This window comes from Methylosinus sp. is20ea (assembly GCF_059718135.1).
The window spans coordinates 3,180,889-3,196,422 of sequence record NZ_AP046088.1 but is presented as its reverse complement, the minus strand read 5'-3'; the positions used below and the strand labels follow the sequence as shown (position 1 = coordinate 3,196,422).

Genomic DNA, 15,534 nt, shown 5'->3' with positions numbered 1-15,534 from the left:
AGCCCGAAGGCTCGCGGTCCAGGCGGCCGCTTTGGACCGCGAGCCTTCAGGCTCGCTCCCGCCCGTACCCGAGTCGATCGGGCGAATGTCGCGTCAGAGATCGGCATAGGCTTCGTCGTCGGCGTCGCTCGCCCATTCGGTGAAAGTCGCAAAAGGATCGTCTTCGTCGTTCGGAGCGCAGCGCTCGATCCGCACGCCGGTCTCGTCGAGCACATAGCGCAGCCGATCGCCCGGCTTTATGCGCAAGCGTTCGCGGACCTCGGCCGGCAGCACGGTCTGGCTCTTCACGGAAACCTTCGAATACACCGTCTGGCGCTTGGCGGACGGCATGGCTCACCTTCCTGAACGTCTTACTATCTTACCACCTTACTATAGACCGGCCGGTCCGAAAGTCCAGTGCCTCTCCATGTTTCATTGAGACACGGAGAGGCCCTGGGCTTTTGTTTTGACGCGTTTCCAACGCCGAACCAGTGTCCACTTCGGCTGGAAACGCTAGAGCGAATTCTGATCGATCGAACGATTCCGTTCGATCGGAAAGCGCTCTAGCGACGCTCACTCCGCCCGCCGCCAGATTTCGATATCCCCCGCCTGTTTCGCGAGCCTGTAGGCGTCGAGCGCGCCGGCCATTTCCGGCCGCCGCAGAACCCATTCCCGCGTCGCGCGATCCTCGACGACGATAATGTCCGGCCGCCCCTGCCGGATATCCTCCGCGAGCCCGGCGAGATCGGCGCTGCGCCACGCCTCCAGCCGCTCGCGCCGCTGCGGGCCGGCCGTGGCCAGCAGGCGCCCGACAGCGGCCGTCGTCCACAGCGCATTCTGCCGTCCGATCCATCGGCCGTCGAGCTGGCGCACCAGCGGATGGCCGAAATCGAGCTGGCTCGCGATCGTCGCCACGCGCGGGTGCGGCGGAGCGACGAAAGCGACCGCATCGAGCAGGCCGGGGTGCTCCTCATGGTCGGTCAGCTGCTCGACGACGCCGAAATAGGCCGGCGCGGCGAGGAGGCCCGGAAGGAACAGGAATTTGAGCAGCGCTCGCTTCGTCCCCGTCGGCGGGGCGACGCGCGCCATGCGGTCGCGCAGCGCCAGAAAGATCCAGGCGAAGAGCAACAGCGCGACCGCGGGAAAAGCATGGTTCATCCAGCCCTTCCCCTGCAGCAGAAAGGCGGCGAAAAAGCCGAACGAGGCGAGCAGCGCGACGAGCGTCGCGCGGCCGAGCACGACGCCGCGCGCCGCGACGAGAAAGCCCGCCAGCAGAGCGACATAGACGAGGGCCAGCGTATGGCCGAGGAAATGGCCGAGATCGTCGCGCGCCGGCGCATAGACCTCGAGCGCCAACGGCAACGCTTGCGTCAGATAGGCCGGGAAGGCGACGAGCGTCGCGCCGGTCATGGCGATGGAAGCGAGCGCCGCGACGACGAGCTCATCTCGCCGGAATATGCGGAAAGAGCGCTCGCGCCAGGCGATGGCCAGCGCCGGCAGCGCGATGGCGAGCGCGAAATGCGGCTTCAGCGCCACGGCGACGCCGCCGCCGAGCCCCGCGACGATTCGCGCCCATCGCGGTGGCGCGCGCCGCTCCTCCACCGCCAGCGCCGCGAGCAGCGGCAGGACGGCGAGCAGCGCGATATGCTCGCGCTCGGCGAAGACGATCTCCGGCGCGATCAAGAGCAGAAAGAGCGCCGCATTGAGCAGCAGCATCCAGGCGCGCCGGCTGCGCGCGGCTCCATGCCGCAGCAGATGGAAGGAAAAGCCGATCGAGATCGTCGCCGCGCAGAAGACCAGCGCCGCGAGAGCCGCCTCCGGCGAAAGATGCAGCGCGCGAGCGAGCAGCAGGGCCGGCATGAGCGAGAGAAACGCCGCCGGCGGATTGGGATCGCTCGCCTCGACATAGGCCGCGCTTCCGTCCAGCACTTTCTCCGCGAAGGTCAGGAACCAGGAGACGTCGCAGTCGATATGGCTGAGAAGCTGCTGCATGATCGCGACGACGATCAGCGCCGCGCCGAGCCATGGGCTCGACAGCGCGCGCGACAGCGGCTCCGGCTCCTCGCACGCGACGGCGGCGCTCCGCTCGATCACGCTCATAGGATGCCCGCGCTCATGGACTGCTCGCGATCATGGAAGGCCGATCCGCTTGATCTCCCAGCGCAGGAGAATGCCGCTCGCAGCTTCGACGCGCCGCCGCACCTCTTCGCCCAGCGCCTCGACATCGGCGGCCGTCGCCTGGCCGCGATTGACGAGGAAATTGCAATGCATCTCGCTCACCTGCGCGTCGCCGATCGAAAAGCCGCGACAGCCGGCCGCGTCGATCAGCCGCCAAGCCTTATGCCCCGGCGGATTGGCGAAAGTGGAGCCGCCGGTCTTCTCGCGAATGGGCTGCGAGGCTTCGCGCGCGGCGGTGATGCGCTCCATCTCGGCGAGGATCGTCGCCGGATCGCCTTTGCGGCCCTGATACAGAGCCTGCGTGAAAATCAAATCTTCCGGCGCCTCGCTATGGCGATAGGAGAAGCCGAGATCGGCGTTCGTGAAGACACGCGCCGTTCCCGAGCGATCGACGCCGCGCGCCTCGATCAGCGCGTCCTTGGTCTCGCCGCCATGGGCGCCGGCGTTCATGCGCAGCGCGCCGCCTATGCCGCCCGGAATGCCACGATAGAAGGCGAGCCCGTCTATGCCGGCGTCGGCGGCGGCGCGCGCGAGCTTCACATCGGGCACGGCCGCGCCGACGCGAATGCGCTCGCCCGGCTCCACGGCGATCGCGCCGAAGCCCTTGGCGCCGAGCCGCACGACGACGCCCGCCACGCCGCCGTCGCGCACGATGAGATTGGAGCCGAGCCCGATGATGGTGACGGGAATCTCCTGCGGCAGGCGCGCGAGGAAATAGGCGAGATCGTCCTCGTCCGCCGGCGAGAAGAGAATTTGCGCCGGCCCGCCGACGCGAAACCAGGTGAAGGGCGCGAGCGGCTCATTGGCCGAAAGACGTCCGCGCAGATCGGGCGCGAGCGCGGAGATTTCAGCAGAGATATCGGGAAAGCTCATCCGCGATCTCCGTGCGCGATTCCTTCTCCCGCGCGCGGGAGAAGGTGGCCCCGCGAAGCGGGGTCGGATGAGGGCCCGTCGCTGTTACGCGCAGCATTCGAACACAGCAAAGCAAAGTGCCCCGCATTTCGCCGCGGACCCTCGTCCGACCCTCGCTGACGCGAGGGCCACCTTCTCCCACGAGTGGGAGAAGGGACGCGCGTTCTGAGAGATCGCGCGAGCGTCATGGGACGAGCTCCGCCAATTGTCCCGGCAGCGCATAAGCCCATTTGGTGATGTCGCCCGCGCCCAGAAACACCACATAATCGCCGGGCGCCGCGATCTCGCGCACGAGTCCCGGCAGCTCCTGCGGCGAGGCGAATGAGAGCGCCCGTCCATGCCCCTGCGCCGTCGCGGCGCGCGCCAGCGCTGGGCCGTCGACGCCCTCGATCTTGGTCTCGCCGGCGGGATAGACGTCGGCGATCAGCGCCACATCGGCGTCGCCGAAACAGGCCGCGAATTGATCGAACAGCGACTGCAGCCGCGTGTAGCGATGCGGCTGCATGATGGCGATGACCTTGCCCTCGGTCGAAGCCCGCGCCGCGCGCAGCACGGCGGCGATCTCGACCGGATGATGGCCGTAATCGTCGAAGATCGCGACGCCCTTCCACTCGCCCGTCTTGGTGAAGCGCCGCTTCACGCCGGCAAAGCTCGCGAGCCCTTCGCGGATCTTCTCGGCCGTCGCGCCGAGCCGATGCGCCACCGCAATGGCCGCCGTGGCGTTGAGCGCATTATGGCGCCCCGCCGCCGGCAGCAGCAGATCGCCCAGCCGCGTCTCCGCGCCCGTATCGCGATCGCGCAGCGACACGGAGAAACGTCCGACGCCTCCCGAAAGATCGAGATCGAGCAGCCGCGCCTCGGCCTCCTCGCTCTCGCCATAGGGAATGACGCGCCGATCCTCGATCTGCGAGATGAGTTCGCGCGCGGTCGGATGATCGACGCATACGGCCGCGAAACCATAGAAAGGCAGATTTTCGATAAAGGCGCGAAAGCCGCGCTTCACGCCGTCGAAATCGCCGAAATGATCGAGATGCTCGGGATCGACATTGGTGACGATGGCGACTTCCGCCGGCAATTTTAGAAAAGTGCCGTCGCTCTCGTCGGCCTCGACGACCATCCATTCGCCGGCGCCCGGCCGCGCATTGGTTCCATAGGCGTTGATGATGCCGCCATTGACCACCGTCGGATCGAATCCGCCGGCGTCGAGCAGCGTGGCGACGAGCGAGGTCGTCGTCGTCTTGCCATGCGTGCCGGCCACAGCGACGCAACGCTTGTCGCGCATCAGCTCGGCGAGCATTTCCGCGCGCTTCACCACCGGCAGGCGCCGCGCGCGCGCCTCCATCAGCTCGGGATTGTCGCGCTTGATCGCGCTCGACACGACGACGACGGCGGCCTCGCCGAGCCATTTCGCGTCATGGCCGACATGAACGCGCGCGCCCTTCTCGGCGAGGCGCTTCAGATTGGCGCCGTCGGCGGCGTCCGTGCCCTGAACCTCATAGCCTTGCGCGAGCAGAATTTCGGCGACGCCGGACATGCCTATCCCGCCTATGCCGACGAAATGAATGGGGCCGAGACGGCGCGGCATTCTCATGAAGGGCTCCGTTGCGCGGCCTCGGCGCGCGCTTTCTTGTCCGCGACGGCGAGCACGAGATCGGCGAGCCGCTCCGCTGCATCGGCGACGCCGACGCTTTTCGCCGCCTGCGCGCGGCGCTGCAATTCTTGCGGGTTCGCGGCGAATTCGGTGATGCGCTCGGCGAGCCATTGCGGCGTGAAATCCGCTTGGCGCACGACGTCCGCCGCGCCGGATTTCGCCAGCACGGCGGCATTGGCCGCCTGATCCTGATCCAGCGCATGCGGCAATGGCACCAGAATGCTCGGCCGCCCGATGACCGCCAGCTCGGTGACGGTGGAGGCGCCGGCGCGCGCGATGACGAGATGCGCGCTCGCGATACGCTCGGGCAGATCGGCGAAGAAAGGCGCGATCTGCGCGACGATCCCGGCGCGCGCATAAGTCATGGCGACGCGCGCGAGATCTTCCTCGCGCGCCTGCTGCGTGAGCTCGATGCGCTCGCGTAATTCCTTCGGCAGAGATTCGAGCGCCGGCGGGACGATGTCCGCCATCACACGCGCGCCCTGCGAGCCGCCGGTGACGAGAAGACGCAGCTTGCCGTCCTCGAATCCCGGATAGGGAAGCGCTGCGGCGGCGAGAGCGGCGGGACGCAGCGGATTGCCGGTGACGACGATCTTGTCGGCGAACGCGCCCGCGACGCCGGCGAGCGGAAAGCCCGCGGCGATCACATCGACGCGACCGGCGAGAAAGGAATTGGCGCGGCCCATCACCGCATTGGCTTCATGCAGCACGGTGGGGATGCGCAGCAGCGAGGCGGCGAAGAGCGGCGGCACGCTCGGATAGCCGCCGAAGCCGACGACCGCGAGCGGACGAATTCGAGCGAGATGACGGAGCGCCTGCAAGGTCCCGACGCCGAGCGTCGCGATCGCCTTCGCCTTGTCGAGCACGGAGCCGCCGCGCGGCGTCGCCGCGGCGATCGTGTGCATCGCGCGCGCGGGAAATTCGCCGCCATAGCGCAGCGCCCGCGCGTCGGTGACGAGCTCTGCCTCGAGCCCGCGCGCGCGCAGCGCATGAGCGAGCGCCTGCGCCGGAAAAAGATGGCCGCCAGTGCCGCCGGCCGCGAGCAGAACGGGACGCTGGCTCATGCCGGCGCGCCCATATGCGCCGCGCCCATCGGCGCCGTCTCGACCACAGGTTCTATATGCGGCCTGCGCCTGGTGACGGCGAGCAGAAAGCCGAAGCCGAGCGCCAGCGAGATGAGCGAGGAGCCGCCATAGGAGATGAAGGGAAGCGTCATGCCCTTCGACGGCATGAGCTGGAGATTGACCGCCATATTGATGGCGGCCTGCAGGCCGAACAGCATGACCAGCCCCGCCGTCGCGAAGCCGCAGAAAGCGTCGTCGTTGCGCGATGCCGAATAGAGTCCGCGCAGCACGATGAAGCCATAGATCGCGGCGACCGCCATGCAGACGAAGAGACCGAACTCCTCGCCGATGACGGCGAAGATCGTATCCGTATGGGCGTCGGGCAGAATGCGCTTCAGCGTGCCTTCGCCCGGCCCCTTGCCGAACCAGGAGCCGCTGATGAAGCTATAGAGCGCGGTGTCCGCCTGGAATGTGTCGGCGACGCCCTGCCCCACGGCCTGCGGATCGAGAAAGCGCGTCACGCGCGCATGAACATGCGGCAGGAATTTATAGGCGGCGACCGCGCCGACAGCGCCCGCGCCGCCGACGCCGAAGATCCAAAACCAGTGAATGCCGGCCATGAACAAGAGCCCCGCCCAGACGAGCGAGATCAGCATGGTCTGGCCGATGTCCGGCTGCAGCACCAGCGGCGCGACAGTGACGGGCAGCAGCGCGATGGCGAGAAGATTGCCCGGCACATCCTTGCGCTTCGCGCCTTCCGAAAAAGCCCAGGCGGCCATGATCACGAAGCCGGGCTTCAAAAACTCGGACGGCTGAATGCCGAAGATCCAGCGCTTGGCGCCCTTGACCTCCTGGCCGAAGAACAGCGTGCCGACGACGAGCGCCAGCGAGACGAGCCACAGAAGGATCGCCGCGCGCCGAACATGCCGCGGCGTGAGGAAGGACATGCCGATCATCACGACGAGCGCCGGCCCGAGATAGATCACCTGCCGATGCACGAAATAGAAGGTGGAGAGATGCAGGCGCTCGGCGACGGGCGGACTGCCCGCCATCGCGAAGACGAGGCCGCAGACGATCAAGAGAGCGACGCCGGCGATGAGCCAGCGATCGATCGTCCAGGCCCAATCGGAAAAGGTGGAACGCTCCGCGCGCGAGATCATGGGGTTTCTCCAGCAATGGGCGCATGCGCATAGAGTTCGCGCGCGAGCAGGCGAAAAGCGTCGCCGCGCGCTTCGAAATTGGCGAATTGATCGTAAGAGGCGCAGGCCGGCGACAGCAGCACGACCGGCTCGCGCGCTTCGCTCAGCGCGGCGTCCTCGGCGGCGCGGGCGATCGCCACATCGAGCGTGCCGCATTGCTCGTAAGCGACGGCGCCTTCCAGCGTGCGCGCGAAATCCTGCGCCGCCGCGCCGATGAGATAGGCCTTGGCGATGCGCGAGAACAGCGGGCGCAGCGGCTCTATGCCGCCCTCCTTGGCCTTGCCGCCGGCGATCCAGAAAATATCGTCATAGGAGAGCAGCGCCTTTTCCGCCGCGTCGGCGTTGGTCGCCTTGGAGTCGTTGACGAAGACTGTGCGTCCGCGCCGCCCCACCTCCTCCATCCGATGCGGCAGGCCCGGATAGGTAACGAGCCCCGCCGCGATCTCCTCGCCCGAGAGCCCGCAATGCCAGGCCGCAGCCGCGGCGAAGGCGGCGTTCTGCGCATTATGCGCGCCGCGCAACGCGCGCGCGCCTTCGAGATCGCCGAGCGTCTCGGTCTCCTCCGGCCCATGGCCGGCCTCGCGATACAGCGCCTTGCGATCCTCGATGAAAAAGCCCCAGTCGAGCGCGCGCGCGGCGGAGACCGGATAGACGCGCTGTCCCTCGCGGCGCGCCTCTATGAGCCGCGCGCCGATCGCATGGGAGAAGGAATCGTCGACGCCGACGAGCGCGACATCGGCGCGCGAAACGAGCCTCTCCTTGACCGCGGCATAAGTCTCCATCGTCCCGTGGCGATCGATATGATCGGGCGTCAGATTGATGAGAATGCCGATGGAGGGCGCGAGCGAGGGCGTCAGATCGATCTGGAAGGAGGAGCATTCGATGACGTGAATGCGTCCCTCGGAGGGCGGCGCGAGATCGAGGATCGGCGTGCCGATATTGCCGCCGAGCTGCACATCCTTGCCGGCGCGGCGCAGAATATGCGCGATCAGCGCCGTCGTCGTCGATTTGCCATTGGTGCCGGTGATGGCGATGAAGGGCGCGCCCGGCGCATGACGCGCGCGCTCGCGGCAGAAGAGCTCTATGTCGCCGATCACCTCCACGCCCGCTTCGCGCGCGCGCTCGACCGTCCAATGCGGCTGCGGATGGGTGAGCGGCACGCCGGGCGAGAGCAGGAGCGCGGAGAATTCGCGCCAATCCGCCGCCTCGAGATCGACGATGTCGATCCCCTGCTCGCGCGCCTTGGCGCGGCCGGCCTCGCCATCGTCCCAGGCGGCGACGCGCGCGCCGCCCGCGATCAGCGCGCGCGCCGTCGAAAGGCCGGAGCCGCCGAGGCCGAACAGCGCCACTTTGCGCTCCGAGAATGTCGTCGCCGGCGTCATGCGCTCACCTCAGCTTCAGCGAGGAGAGCCCGAGAAGGGCGAGCACGAAGGCGATGATCCAGAAGCGGATGACGATCTGCGGCTCGGTCCAGCCCATCTGCTCGAAATGATGATGGATCGGCGCCATGCGGAACACGCGTTTTCCCGTGAGCTTGAAGGAGGCGACCTGCACGATGACGGAGGCGCCCTCGAGCACGAACAGGCCGCCGATGATGGCGAGCACGAACTCCTGCTTGATCGCCACCGATATGGTCCCGAGCAGGCCGCCGAGCGCGAGCGAGCCGGTGTCGCCCATGAAGATCTGCGCCGGCGGCGCGTTGAACCACAGAAAGCCGAGGCCGGAGCCGATGAGCGCCGCGCAGACGATGGTGAGCTCGCCGGTGCCGGCGACATGATTGACGCCGAGATAGTCCGAGAAGATCGAATTGCCGACGAGATAGGCGATGATGGCGAAGGCCCCCGCGGCGATCATCGAGGGCACGATGGCGAGGCCGTCGAGACCGTCGGTGAGATTGACGCAATTGCCCGCCGCCACGATGACGAAGGCGCCGAAGGGAATGAACAGCCAGCCGAGCGAGAAGGCGTAGCCCTTCAGCAGCGGCAGCGCCAGCTTCGACATATTCTCGCCGCCGACCGTGGTGAGCGCATAGCAGGCGAGGCCGGCGACGACGAACTCCAGCGTGAGCCGCGCGCGGCCCGAGAAACCCTTGTGCGATTGCTTCGTCACTTTCAGATAATCGTCGTAGAAGCCGATCGCGCCGAAGCAGGCCGTCACCAATATGACGATCCACACATAGGAGTTCTTCAGATTCGCCCACAGCAGAGTGGCGACGAGAAGCCCCGAGAGGATCATCAGCCCGCCCATCGTCGGCGTGCCCTTTTTGGTGAGCAGATGCGAGGCCGGGCCATCCTCGCGAATGGGCTGGCCCTTGCCCTGCTTCAAGCGCAGCGCGTCGATGATGGCGGGGCCGAAGAAGAAGACGAAGAACAGCGCCGTCCCCGCCGCTCCGGCGGCGCGGAAGGTGATGTAGCGGAAGAGATTCAGCGGACCGAACAGATGCGAGAAGTCCGCGAGCAGCGTCAGCATTCGTCTTATTCCTCTACCGGGCCGCTTCGGTTTCGGCCGAGAATTTCGTTCGTATCGCCTCGACGATGCGCGACATGCGCGAGCCATTCGAGCCCTTGACCATGATCGCGTCGCCGGGCGCGATCGACCACAGCAGCGCCTCCTCGAGCTCGGCGGCGTTGGCGCGATGCGCGCCGCGCATATGCTCCGGCGCGGCATAGAAGAGCCGCGCCATCAGCGGGCCGGCGGTGAAGAGGAGATCGACGCCCGCGGCCTCGAGGTCTGCCGCGAGGCCGGCGTGCAGCTCCGCCGCGCTCGGCCCGAGCTCGAGCATGTCGCCGAGCACGGCGATGCGCCGCCGCGCGCTCTTCTCCGCGCCGAGCAGCTCGAAGGCCGCGCGCATGGAGGTGGGATTGGCGTTATAGCTCTCGTCGATGAGCGTGAAGCTCCCGCCGCCGATCGCAAAGCTCTCGCGCCGCCCGCGGCCCTTGGGCGGGGCGAAATCGGCGAGCGTCTCCGCCGCCTGCTGGAGATCTATGTCGAAGATATGGGCGATCGTCAGCACGGCGAGCGAATTCACCGCGAAATGGCGTCCCGGCGCGCCGATGCGATAGCGCAGGCGGCGGCCGAAAATCTCCGCCTCCGCCAACTGCGCCTCCGCGTCATAGGAGAGAAGCCGCGCCTGCGCGCCCGCGCTCTGGCCGAAGGAGAAGACATGCGCGGCCTTGGAGGCGGCGGCGCCTTCGAGCAGCGCCTCATAGGTCTCGTCGTCGCGATTGATGATGGCGACGCCGCCCTCGACCAGTCCTGAAAAAATCTCCGCCTTGGCGGCGGCGATCGCCTCGAGCGAGTCGAAATGCTCGAGATGCACCGGCGCGACGCGCGTCACCACGGCGACATGCGGCGAGACGAGAGGCGCCAGCGAAGCGATCTCGCCCGCGTGATTCATGCCGACCTCGAAGAGGCCGAAGCGCGTCGACGCCGGCATGCGCGCGAGCGACAGCGGCACGCCCCATTGATTATTGTAGGACGCGGCCGAAGCATGCGTCTCGCCGAAGCGCGAGAACACTGTCTTCGCCATATCCTTGGTCGAGGTCTTGCCGACCGAGCCGGTGATCGCCGCGACAAAGGCGGAGGAACGCTCACGCGCGCGGGCGCCGAGATATTCGAGCGACTCCTGCACGTCGCGCACGACATAGAGCGGCGAAAGGTCGCGAAACTCGCGCGCATGGGCGTCGTCGATGACGGCGCCCGCCGCGCCGCGCTCGAAAGCTAAACGCACGAAATCATGACCGTCGCGCGCCTCGCCCTTTATAGCGAAGAAGAGATCGCCGGGCGTGAGCGTGCGCGTGTCGATGGAGACGCCGGTGACGTCGCGCGGCAGGCCGCCGCTGATGCGGGCGCGCAATGCGCCGATCAGTCCCAGCCCCGTCCATAGCGCTTCCTGCTTCATCGATCTCGCCCCTGCAACGCCGCTTCGACCGCCGCGCGGTCGGAGAACGGCAGGACCTGATCGCCGACGATCTGGCCCGTTTCATGGCCCTTTCCGGCGACGACCAGCGCGTCGCCCTCGCGCAGCCAGGAGACTGCCGCGCGGATCGCCGCGCCACGATCGCCGATCTCGTGGATATCGGCTCGCCCGACGGCCCGCGCGGCCGCGAGAATGGCGGCGCGAATCGTCGCCGGCTCCTCGCTGCGCGGATTATCGTCGGTCACGACGACGACATCGGCGACGCGCGCCGCGATCTCGCCCATCAGCGGGCGCTTGCCGCTGTCGCGGTCGCCGCCGGCGCCGAAGACGACGACGAGCCGCCCGGTCGCGAGCGGCCGCAGCGTAGCCAGCACTTTGTCGAGCGCGTCGGGCTTATGGGCGTAATCGACGAAGACCGGCGCGCCGGCGCGCGCGCCGACGAATTCGAGACGCCCCGGCGCGCCGCGCAGTTTTTCCAGAGCCGCGAAGACTTGCGCCGGCTCCTCGCCGCAGGAGATCGCCATGCCGGCGGCGACCAGCGCATTGGAGACCTGAAAGCCGCCGGCGAGCGGCAGAGCGACGTCGAAAGTCTCGTCTCCGCAGCGAAGCCGCAATTGCGAGCCGAGCGCATCGGCCTCGACGCCGAGCAGCGTGATGGCGCGGCCCTTCTCGCCGACATCGACAACCGAAAGTCCGCGCTTCTCGCAAATGTCGATCACGCGAGCGGCGACGGAGCTGTCGGCGTCTATGACCGCTGTCTGTCCCGGCGCGAGCAGCGTGTCGAACAAGCGCATCTTCGCCGCGAAATACTCCTCGAGATCGCGGTGATGATCGAGATGGTCGCGCGAGAAATTGGTGAAGGCGCCGACGACGAGCCGCACGCCGTCGAGCCGCCGCTGGTCTATGCCGAGCGAAGAGGCCTCCATGGCGAGCCGCGTCACGCCCCGTGCGGCGAGCGCGTCCAAAGTCTGATGCAGCGCGACCGGCCCCGGCGTCGTCAGCGAGCCGTATTGCGCGCCTTGTCTGTCGACGATTCCGATGGTGCCGAGAGACGCCGCGTCGCGGCCGAGCGCGATCCAGATCTGGCGCAGGAAATCGACGACCGAGCTCTTGCCGCTCGTGCCCGTCACCGCAACGACGATGTCCGGCTGTCGCGGAAAAAACCGCGCCGCCGCATGAGCGAGCGCCGCGCGCACGTCCGCGACGACGACGAGCGGCAATCCAACTTTCGCCCCGACCTCCGCCCTACGCGGCGCGACGATGACGCGCGCGCCCCGCGCCTTCGCGTCGGCGGCGTAAGCGAGGCCGTCGCCGGCATGACCCGGAACGGCGAAGAACGCATAGCCTTCGCGCACGTCGCGGCTGTCGGCGGTGACGCCGGCGATGTCGAGATCGCCGTGCCCCGCCGCTCGCGCTTCGCCGAGAAGGTCGGAAAATCGCATCAATGCCCTCCTCCGCCATGGGCGGGATTATTGGCGATGCCATAGCCGAGCCGGGCGAGCAGCGGGAAGGGCTGCGTCGGCAACTCGAAGCGCGGCGGCAGGCCGAGCAGCGGGCCGACGCGCTCGATGATCTGCGCCGTCACCTGGCCCGAATTATAGGCGGCCGTGGCGTAGCCTCCGGTCTCCGGCAGACCCTGCGGCTCGTCCATTATGGTGAGGAACAGATACTTCGGTTTGTCGGAGGGCGCCACCGCCATGAAAGTGGTGAAGAGACGCGTCTTGGAATAGTGGCCGCCGATCACCTTCTCCGCCGTGCCGGTCTTGCCGCCCACATAATAGCCGTTGACATTGACCTTCTTGGCCGTGCCGATCTCGGCGTTGAGACGCATGAGATAACGCATCGCCTCGCTCGTCTCGGGCTTGACCACCTGCACGGCGTCCTTCTTCGCCTCCTCCTCGCTGCGCTTCAGAAAAGTCGGCGCCATCAGATAGCCGCCGTTCATCAGCGCGGAGACCGCCATCATCGCCTGCAGCGGCGCGACGGCGAGACCGTGGCCGAAGGCGATGGTCATGGTATTGAGCTCGCCCCAATTCCTCGGCACGATCGGCTCGGCGCTCTCGGGCAGCTCCGTGCGCATGCGCGTGAGCTGGCCCATCTTGCGCAAAAACGTCTTGTGACGCTCGACGCCCTGGCCCATGGCCATGCGCGCGGTGCCGATGTTCGACGAATAGGTGAACACTTCCGGCACGGTGAGCGCGCGATTTTGCGCGTGATAATCATGAATGCGGAAGCGACCGAAGCTCAAGGCGCCGCGCGCGTCGAGACGCGAGTTGAGATTGACCTTGCCGGAGTCGAGCGCCATGGCGATGGTCAGCGCCTTGAAGGTGGAGCCCATCTCATAGACGCCGACATTCATGCGGTTGATAAAGTTCTGATCGCGCATGTCCGGCGGCTTGTTCGGATCATAATCCGGCAGCGAAGCGAGCGCGATCACCTCGCCCGTATTGACGTCCATGATCGCCGCGGCGCCGGCCTTGGCCTTGAAATGCGCCACGCCCTTCTCGAGCTCGTCGCGAATGGCGTGCGTCGCCTTTATGTCGATCGACAGCGAGATCGGCTTCAGCTCCTCGGGCGTCAGGCTGAAGCCCGCGTCGTGAAGATCGGCGAGGCCCTGCCCGTCGATATATTTCTCGATTCCGGCAATGCCGGCATTGTCGATATTGACATAGCCGAGCACATGCGCGGCGGCCGGGCCATTGGGATAGACGCGCTTGTTCTCCGGCACGAGGCCGACGCCCGGCAGGCCGAGGTGAAACACCTCGTCGCGCTGCTTGGGCGTCACCTCGCGCTTCACCCAGACGAAGCCTTTGCGCGAGGCGAGACGATCGCGCAAGTCGCGCGCGTCGACATTGGGCAGAACCGCGGTGAGCAGCTCCGTCGCCTCGTCCTTGTCGATGAGCCGGCGCGGCTCGGCGAAGACCGACATGGTCTTCACGTCTGTCGCGAGAATCTCGCCATTGCGGTCGAGCACATCCGGCCGCGAGGCGGCGATGGATTCGCCGGAGGCGCGACGCATCGTCGTCGGATCGGGCTTGAAGCCGATGACGACGAGGCGCGCGCCTATGCCGACATAGAGGCAGAAGAAGCCGGCGGCGACGATGCGCATGCGCGTCGCGGTCTTGCCGAGCGAGGTGGCGAACAAGCCGTCGAGCCGTCCGCGCAGGCCTCGCGTCGCGCGCTTTGTCACAGTGTCGGCGGTCGTCATCGCGGCTTTCCTTTCGGCGTCGTCGGCGCCTCCACGGCGGCGGGCGTCGTCGCCGCGCCGCCGAGGCCGAGCGCGTCCAGCTTGCGGCCGATCGAATCGATGCGCTCGGGCTTTTCGGGCAGCGACTGCGCCGTCGCGATCTGCGTGACGGCGAGCGGTTTCAAATCGAGATATTTGTCGGCGAGCTCCTGCACGCGCTCGGGCCGCGTCATAAAGGCCCATTCGGCGCGCAGCACGGCGATGGCGTCGCGCTCGCTCTTGGCCTCGCGCTTCATCTTATTGATCTGCTCGGCGCGCAGCATCGTCTGATATTTGATCGAATAGGCGTAAAAGCCCGAGCCGATCAGCGCGAGAATGGCGACGACATTGAGAAAGCGCAGCATCAGCGTCTCCCTTTCACGCGTTCCGGCAGGCGGGCGAGGCGCGCGAGCGTCTCGTCGATCGCGCGCGCCGGCGCCTCGCTGCGCGTCGCAAAACGCAGCTTGGCGGAGCGCGCGCGCGGATTTGTGGCGATCTCGCGTTGCGAAGGCGTCACCGGCTGGCGTCCTTCATTGGTGAAGGTCCGCGGCGGCGGAACCGGCTCGCCCGGCAGGAGGCGCGAGCGCGTCTCGCCGCGCCCCGAGCGCTCGGCCAGGAACTGTTTCACAATGCGATCCTCGAGCGAATGAAAGGTGACGACCGCGAGCCGTCCGCCCGGCTTCAGCACGCGCTCCGCGCCGGCGAGCGCGGCGACCAATTCGCCGAGCTCGTCATTGACGGCGATGCGCAACGCCTGAAAGCTCTTTGTCGCGGGGTGAATGTCGCCGGGCTTTCCCGGCGCGGCGCGCTCGATGATCTGCGCCAGCGCGCGCGTCGTCTCTATGCGGCCCTGCTCGCGCGCCTTGACGATGGCGCGGGCGATGCGGCGCGAGGCGCGCTCCTCGCCGTAATAATACAAAATATCGGCGAGCGCCTCTTCCTCCGCCTCGGCGATTATGTCGGCGGCGCTGCGCCCGCGCCCCTCCATGCGCATGTCGAGCGGCCCGTCGTTGCGGAAGGAGAAGCCGCGCGCCGCCTCGTCGAATTGCATGGAGGAGACGCCGATGTCGGCGACGATTCCGTCGAGCGGCGCCAGTCCCATGCGATCGGCGACCTGCGCCAGCTCGGAAAAGCGCGCCTCCACCAGCGTCAGCCTGCCGCCCGCCGCCTCCACCAGCGCATAGCCGTTGCGGATGGCGGTCGGATCGCGGTCGAGCGCGAGCACGCGCGTGTTCTCATGCACCAGCAAGGCGCGCGTGTAGCCGCCGGCGCCGAAGGTGGCGTCGAGATAGACCCCGCCCGAATGCGGCGCGAGGGCGGCGATCGCCTCCTCGAGCAGCACGGGAACATGCCGCTCAGCGCTGCCGGCCGCCGTCATCTCACCTCTCCGTCCGATCCGAAAATTG

The 15,534-nt window shown here is 67.5% G+C and carries 13 protein-coding genes; all 13 read right to left on the bottom strand.

The window, feature by feature from the left end; all coding sequences use genetic code 11:
- Positions 1 to 93: 93 nt before the first annotated feature.
- Positions 94 to 330 carry an AbrB/MazE/SpoVT family DNA-binding domain-containing protein gene (locus AC6IY7_RS15070; protein ID WP_497780226.1) on the bottom strand — a complete coding sequence of 79 codons (237 nt, stop codon included), beginning with the start codon at positions 328 to 330 and terminating at the stop codon, positions 94 to 96.
- Positions 331 to 552: 222 nt separating this feature from the next.
- Complete coding sequence (locus tag AC6IY7_RS15065; RefSeq protein WP_497780225.1) at positions 553 to 2,079, bottom strand: hypothetical protein; 1,527 nt, start codon at positions 2,077 to 2,079, stop codon at positions 553 to 555.
- 30 nt (positions 2,080 to 2,109) lie between these two features.
- Positions 2,110 to 3,030, bottom strand: coding sequence for a UDP-N-acetylmuramate dehydrogenase (gene murB, locus AC6IY7_RS15060; RefSeq protein ID WP_497780224.1), 921 nt, complete (start codon positions 3,028 to 3,030; stop codon positions 2,110 to 2,112).
- Between the two features lie 223 nt (positions 3,031 to 3,253).
- Positions 3,254 to 4,660 (bottom strand): UDP-N-acetylmuramate--L-alanine ligase, encoded by a 1,407-nt coding sequence (gene murC, locus AC6IY7_RS15055; protein ID WP_497780223.1) that lies wholly within the window; start codon positions 4,658 to 4,660, stop codon positions 3,254 to 3,256.
- The gene (gene murG / locus AC6IY7_RS15050) at positions 4,657 to 5,784 is read right to left on the bottom strand and encodes an undecaprenyldiphospho-muramoylpentapeptide beta-N-acetylglucosaminyltransferase (RefSeq protein WP_497780222.1); all 1,128 of its coding nucleotides are present in this window, start codon (positions 5,782 to 5,784) and stop codon (positions 4,657 to 4,659) included. Before murG ends, murC begins: the two co-directional genes overlap by 4 nt.
- Positions 5,781 to 6,944 (bottom strand): FtsW/RodA/SpoVE family cell cycle protein, encoded by a 1,164-nt coding sequence (locus tag AC6IY7_RS15045; protein WP_497780221.1) that lies wholly within the window; start codon positions 6,942 to 6,944, stop codon positions 5,781 to 5,783. Before AC6IY7_RS15045 ends, murG begins: the two co-directional genes overlap by 4 nt.
- Entirely contained in the window at positions 6,941 to 8,365 is a 1,425-nt protein-coding gene (gene murD, locus AC6IY7_RS15040; RefSeq protein WP_497780220.1) for a UDP-N-acetylmuramoyl-L-alanine--D-glutamate ligase, read from the bottom strand. The genes AC6IY7_RS15045 and murD overlap by 4 nt, the downstream gene beginning before the upstream one ends.
- 4 nt (positions 8,366 to 8,369) lie before the next feature.
- Entirely contained in the window at positions 8,370 to 9,452 is a 1,083-nt protein-coding gene (mraY, locus tag AC6IY7_RS15035) for a phospho-N-acetylmuramoyl-pentapeptide-transferase (protein ID WP_497780219.1), read from the bottom strand.
- Positions 9,453 to 9,465: 13 nt separating this feature from the next.
- Positions 9,466 to 10,884, bottom strand: coding sequence for a UDP-N-acetylmuramoylalanyl-D-glutamyl-2,6-diaminopimelate--D-alanyl-D-alanine ligase (locus AC6IY7_RS15030; protein WP_497780218.1), 1,419 nt, complete (start codon positions 10,882 to 10,884; stop codon positions 9,466 to 9,468).
- Entirely contained in the window at positions 10,881 to 12,344 is a 1,464-nt protein-coding gene (locus AC6IY7_RS15025; RefSeq protein WP_497780217.1) for a UDP-N-acetylmuramoyl-L-alanyl-D-glutamate--2,6-diaminopimelate ligase, read from the bottom strand. The genes AC6IY7_RS15030 and AC6IY7_RS15025 overlap by 4 nt, the downstream gene beginning before the upstream one ends.
- Complete coding sequence (locus AC6IY7_RS15020) at positions 12,344 to 14,110, bottom strand: peptidoglycan D,D-transpeptidase FtsI family protein (RefSeq protein ID WP_497780216.1); 1,767 nt, start codon at positions 14,108 to 14,110, stop codon at positions 12,344 to 12,346. The genes AC6IY7_RS15025 and AC6IY7_RS15020 overlap by 1 nt, the downstream gene beginning before the upstream one ends.
- Positions 14,107 to 14,493: a cell division protein FtsL gene (gene ftsL, locus AC6IY7_RS15015; RefSeq protein ID WP_497780215.1), complete on the bottom strand. Its 387-nt coding sequence runs from the start codon at positions 14,491 to 14,493 to the stop codon at positions 14,107 to 14,109. The genes AC6IY7_RS15020 and ftsL overlap by 4 nt, the downstream gene beginning before the upstream one ends.
- Entirely contained in the window at positions 14,493 to 15,506 is a 1,014-nt protein-coding gene (gene rsmH, locus AC6IY7_RS15010) for a 16S rRNA (cytosine(1402)-N(4))-methyltransferase RsmH (RefSeq protein WP_497780214.1), read from the bottom strand. The genes ftsL and rsmH overlap by 1 nt, the downstream gene beginning before the upstream one ends.
- Positions 15,507 to 15,534 lie beyond the last annotated feature (28 nt).

Coding starts and splice junctions, on each gene's coding strand:
- ftsL (WP_497780215.1), bottom strand. CDS start 14,493: ATGCTGCGCTTTCTCAATGTCGTCGCCATTCTCGCGCTGATCGGCTCG.
- mraY (WP_497780219.1), bottom strand. CDS start 9,452: ATGCTGACGCTGCTCGCGGACTTCTCGCATCTGTTCGGTCCGCTGAAT.
- murB (WP_497780224.1), bottom strand. CDS start 3,030: ATGAGCTTTCCCGATATCTCTGCTGAAATCTCCGCGCTCGCGCCCGAT.
- AC6IY7_RS15030 (WP_497780218.1), bottom strand. CDS start 10,884: ATGAAGCAGGAAGCGCTATGGACGGGGCTGGGACTGATCGGCGCATTG.
- AC6IY7_RS15020 (WP_497780216.1), bottom strand. CDS start 14,110: ATGACGACCGCCGACACTGTGACAAAGCGCGCGACGCGAGGCCTGCGC.
- murC (WP_497780223.1), bottom strand. CDS start 4,660: ATGAGAATGCCGCGCCGTCTCGGCCCCATTCATTTCGTCGGCATAGGC.
- murD (WP_497780220.1), bottom strand. CDS start 8,365: ATGACGCCGGCGACGACATTCTCGGAGCGCAAAGTGGCGCTGTTCGGC.
- AC6IY7_RS15065 (WP_497780225.1), bottom strand. CDS start 2,079: ATGAGCGTGATCGAGCGGAGCGCCGCCGTCGCGTGCGAGGAGCCGGAG.
- rsmH (WP_497780214.1), bottom strand. CDS start 15,506: ATGACGGCGGCCGGCAGCGCTGAGCGGCATGTTCCCGTGCTGCTCGAG.
- murG (WP_497780222.1), bottom strand. CDS start 5,784: ATGAGCCAGCGTCCCGTTCTGCTCGCGGCCGGCGGCACTGGCGGCCAT.
- AC6IY7_RS15045 (WP_497780221.1), bottom strand. CDS start 6,944: ATGATCTCGCGCGCGGAGCGTTCCACCTTTTCCGATTGGGCCTGGACG.
- AC6IY7_RS15070 (WP_497780226.1), bottom strand. CDS start 330: ATGCCGTCCGCCAAGCGCCAGACGGTGTATTCGAAGGTTTCCGTGAAG.
- AC6IY7_RS15025 (WP_497780217.1), bottom strand. CDS start 12,344: ATGCGATTTTCCGACCTTCTCGGCGAAGCGCGAGCGGCGGGGCACGGC.